This is a genomic window from uncultured Methanobrevibacter sp. (genome assembly GCF_902801725.1).
Classification (GTDB): domain Archaea; phylum Methanobacteriota; class Methanobacteria; order Methanobacteriales; family Methanobacteriaceae; genus Methanocatella.
This window is the reverse complement of record NZ_CADCJB010000065.1, coordinates 1-5,447: the sequence shown is the minus strand read 5'-3', so window position 1 is coordinate 5,447 and position 5,447 is coordinate 1. Positions and strand designations below refer to the sequence as shown.

The following is a 5,447-nucleotide window of genomic DNA, read 5'->3' as shown; positions in this document are numbered from 1 at the left end:
ATGATGTTTGAATCGCACCACCATTATCGGCATTACCATTAGCAAATGTGATATTATTCAAAACAACCTTATGTCCATCTATATTAAAGATTCTTGCCCCTCCATCACCATCGATAACATGGTTATTACCGTTGATTGTCAAATCTTTATTAATGTAAATACCATCCATCAACATATAATCGAACATCTCAGAAAAAGTATAATCCCTAGTGAGATTTATAACATCCCCAGAATTGCTAATCAGATGCTTAAGGTCTGTGAAAGAACCTTCATGGTACTGATTAAGAGAGATTACATGGTTGAATAGTTCATAATCGATTTCAACAGGCATCTCCCCATCGGAACTTGAAGTATACACCACACTTCCCTCATTATTGGTCAGCATAATTGAATCGGAGCTGAGTGTCCCTCCTTCTTCCAACAGGCTAACGCCAAATTTCATGTTTCTGAAGCGTGATAACGGAACCCCTTGTCTTGAGTTCAAATCATATGAGTAAAACTTAAGAGTGATATTTGAACTGTCCCCTACAGGAATATCATAGAGAGAAGGCGTAATATTCAGATAAAGCAAACTCTTAACAGGGAACACCCGGAGCAGGCCATAATTCTTTAATATATCATTATTTGTACCGCCAAACCAATTGTTCTCAATGTTAGCTGAAACATTCCACCGTAGTGGGTCACCCTCCGGCTTAGAAATATAATTTGATGTTGAATTGGTTAACAATATGGAATTTGTGAGATTTAATCTGCTGCTAGCCTGAAGATAAATGAAACATCCCTCCATACCGGAATTGGAATTAATGAAAATGCAATCTCTAATTACAGTATTAATACCCATTACAATCAAAGAGCCCCCATTTTCATCAGCCGTATTGTTAATGAAAGTGGAATTGGTTATTGTAAGCACTTTTCCAACCAGATTAATCGCACCCCCCTCAAATTTTGCTGAACAATTAATGAACCTGCAGTTATTGACTGACATATTATTTATATAACCCCAAATGGCCGAACCCCACTTTGATTTACTATTAACAATGTTCAAATTATTTATGTCCACATTAGGACGGGAACTCATAAAAAAGACTCCACCACCATTTTTTGAATCCAAAGTAAAACCGTTACCATTAATCACTAGGTCTTTTGAAATAGTTACGGCCATGTCACCGTCGATAGATTTGTCACGAGTATAATTATGAACCAGATTTAAAACTCTATTTTGACAATTGTTAACAACAACCTGAAGAGCTGTGAATGAATAGGGATTTGTATTGAACTTTAAAGTGATTTTTGCACCATAACAATCCACAGTAAGAGAAGATGTATTTTTAAAAGGATCTGTCAGGAATTTAAAAGAGGATTTGCCGTTTGCCAAATAAAGCTTATCAGAAACCACCTTTACATTTACTCCACTTACACCATAACTAATCGCCGGATTACTAAATGGAGGTAATTTACTGTCAGATGTAGGAGAATCACGCATATATTTCATGCTTAAATCAATGGTGGACTCCTGCCCATCGTGGTAATTTTTATCCATAGATGTGGCAACAAGATACAAATTTTCCCTATTATTAAGGTTAACTGCTTTACCTTTGAGCTTGGCCAAATCGTAATACCTGTTATCCATAGTATTTCCAAACCAATTGTTTGCAATATTTATCTCTTTGGTAGACCAGACATCATAATTGTCATTCCTTAAAAAAGTAGAAAATTTAACTGAACATCCTTTATGGTCGCAATATATTGCATTAGGCTGTTCGACAAATGCACAATCCACTATGGTTGAAGATTTAGAATCAAGATATATTCCTCCACCATATTTCTTAACCTGATTTTTGGTGAACAGACATCCTTTAAAATTAAGGGATTTGCAATTGGATGAAGCATACACTGCACCACCCTCCTTTGAAGCACCATTAGCTGTAAAATTACAATATGAAATATGTCCAACAATAATTCCCTCATCAAAATATATTGCTCCACCATATTTACAGTAATGTTTATTGCTATTATATCCGTTATTGTTGAATGTACACCGAGTTATCTGAATACCCGTGTCGCCAATCTTGGAATCTGAACTTATAAATATTGCACCACCTTTTTGCTTTACGCTATCATCCACATAGTTAGAATTAAAAACACAGTCCTCAATTCTAACATCATTAGAATACATTGATATTGCGCCCCCAAAACGTCCAGCAGAATTTTCATTGAATGTGCATCCCTTAACTAAAGCACCAGATCCACCCTTAAGATAAATAGCGCCTCCATGCTCATAAGACTGCATACATTCAGCTCTTCCTGCGTGATTTTTAACAAAAACACAATCAAGTATTTGACATTTACCATATGCCCTTATTGCACCACCACTTCCAGCCGAACAATCTTCAAATCTACAAGATTTAACAGTGACCAAACCATAAATATAAATTGCACCACCATCACTAGATGCAGTAGATGTCATAGTGGCTGAGGTTTCCCATCTAACAGTTTTCGTCTCTCCAAAAGCATAACATCTCTTAAAAGTACAATCAATAATTTGAGAGTTATATTCCGCCGTTGCCGAAATTGCACCTGCAAGACCTCCTCTAGAACAGTTTATAAATTTACAATTGGAAATTATATAAGGGCACTTCCCATCAGCAATTATGGCTCCTCCGTCTCCACGTACAAAATTAATATTTTTTATTTCAATTTTTCGAATGGAACTCACATACTTTAAATTAAAAGCATTATTATATCCAAGAGTAATGGTATGTCCCTTACCATCAATTACAATGCTTTTAGTTATTTCAATAGGTTTTACAGCCCCTAAAAACCCATAATCCTTATCCAAAGTTATTGTTGAACCATCTTTAGCAGCAAGAATCATATTATTCAATTCATCACGGGTTCCTACTTTTGAAGCGGACAACTTATCATTTACATTGCTACTGGAAAGCAAGTTCCCCAAGACAGCATCCTGTCCATCAGAAACATTTTCTCCAACAGCCACACCAAGTGTAGTATTTTTATCATCAACATTACTACTGGAAAGTAAATTCCCAGAAACAACACCTTGTCCCTCAGAAACATTTTTTCCAGCAAACATATCATTATCATATTCATTAATCTCTTCGCCACCCACATCAATAACATTAATGTTATCAAAATTAGAATTTTCTATTGATGTTTGATTTTCACTTGCCGATACACAAGCTAACGACAAGAAACAAAGAATTAATGAAATTAAGACCATCCTCTTAAAATTCATATTTAACACGTCGAAAATATATTATATTAATATATATAATTTTTAGATTAAATTATTTATTAAGTTATATACTTAAATTATACATTATATTACTTCACACCACCCACATAGGACATCACATATGTTTTCGTCAAAAAAGTCTTAAAAAACATTCATAAATTATCGTGTAATTATCTATTAAAAGAAACATAAGATTATTACAAGACTAAAAATAGAAAAAAAGAATATCTATCAAAATTACAGACAAAACCTAAAAAAAAGAAAATAGAGAAGTTAATCTCTATTTTTTAACTGTAATTTTTTTGTTTACTACATCTTTACTATAAGCAACTTTGTAGATGTATTTTTTGCCAACTTTAAGTTTTTTGAGAACATTCTTTTTGATTTTGAATGTTGCTACAGCTTTTTTGTTGGTTTTTGCTTTATATTTTTTACCGTTGAATTGCAAAGTTATTTTTTTACCTTTTTGCAATTTTTTAGCAACTTTTTTTAATTTAACTTGGATTTTCAAGTATTTAGCTGATTTTTTAACTTTGAGGTTTTTAGCAACGATAATACTATTGACTTTAATCTTTTTAGATACTTTTATATCTTTATAGACCATTGTAATAGTATATTTAGTTGTTTTAGGTTTTACCTTAGGTAATTTAAGAGTTGCATAACCTTTGGAGTTAGTTAATCGTTTGTATGTTTTTCCGTTGAATTTGAAAGTTACATATTGTTTAACAACAGCTTTACCGTCGATTGTTACACGTACTTTGTATTTATATGGATTAGTGTATGATATTCTAATGCTTTTAGCTGTGAGTTTAGGTTTTGGAATCTTTGCGGTAGTGTTCTTCATTAAGGAATTGTACTTATTATCACCTGAGTAGTTGACTTTTACACTATAGCTTCCATATGCTAAACTTGGCACATTAATAATTGCAGTACCATTTTCAACAGTGGCAAAGTAATCTATGCCTTTAATGTTTATAACAACATAGCCTTTAGCGTCGTTAGGTAAAGTTATATTGAATTTAGGTGATTTAGAACCAGCAGCAAGAGTGATCTTAATAGATGTACTATTTGCAGGAATATCCACTTTAGAAATATTCACACTAGATGTCTTACTGATTGATGCATATTTAGTATCACCGGAATATTTAACTTCAACAGTATGATTACCTGCAGTCAATTCAGGTACAGTCACTTTAGCACCACCATTGGTTACAGTAGCACTTGAAACTTCTTTACCATCAACTAAAACATAAACAGTACCAGTAGCATCACTAGGTAAATCCACATCAACAACGGAACTTTCACCAGGATTAATATCTGGAATTGTAATATTAGCGTCAGGTTTCGGAGGACTGGTGATTGTGAAGTCAAATGAAGTTACATTTGTATTAAATCTGGAATCTCCCAGATAAGTAGCAATTACAGTGTAATTTCCATCTTTCAATACATCTTCAAAGACTGCTTTACCTTCGATTACATCAACATATAAGGAGTACTCTTCAGCACCAGTTACTTCAAATTTAACGATACCAGTAGCTTTAGAATCAACTTCAACAGTGAATATAGCAATGTTCTCATTACTGACAACATCCACATCCAATGAAATAGTAGTGTTTTCCTTAGTCGGCGCTACAACTGCAAATTCACATTTGGTAGAGTTCTTATTAAAGTTTTCATCACCCAAATAAGTAATATCCAGACTGTAGTTTCCATAAGGCAGTGAAGTTGTCAATGTTCCAACACCATCAGTTAATGCAATGTTAAATACATTATCACCAAATTTAAGTTCAACAAAACCAGTAGCATTTTCATCAACATTAACTGTTAAAGTAACCCTGTTTCCATTAACAACAACATTTGCTGTGATTGGAGTATCTTTCAGTATATGTCCAACAATTTCAACATCCTTAGATGTAGTGTTGGTGTTGAATACTGAATCACCCATGTATGTTGCAACTACAGAATAGTTTCCAGGCACAATGCTATTGGTAAAAGTTTCCACATGACCATCTACAACATCCATATACATAGTATAGTCCTCACCGGTTTCTTTTAAGACCATATACAATTTAACCAAACCAGTTGCAGCTTTATCCAAATCAACCATAATCAAGGCAGTATCCTCATAAACCAGGACGTCAAGATCAATAGTAGTATTTTCCTTAGCAACTTCAGTAACAGTAAATGTCAC

2 protein-coding genes are annotated in these 5,447 nt (G+C 33.6%); both read right to left on the bottom strand.

What is annotated here, in order from left to right; genetic code table 11:
• Nucleotides 1-3,211, bottom strand: a 3,211-nt coding sequence (locus tag QZV68_RS09860) for a right-handed parallel beta-helix repeat-containing protein (protein WP_296880830.1), incomplete at its 3' end; no start/stop codon positions are given.
• A gap of 325 nt (nucleotides 3,212-3,536) precedes the next feature.
• Nucleotides 3,537-5,447: Ig-like domain-containing protein (locus QZV68_RS09855; protein ID WP_296880829.1), on the bottom strand; the 1,911-nt coding region annotated here is incomplete at its 5' end.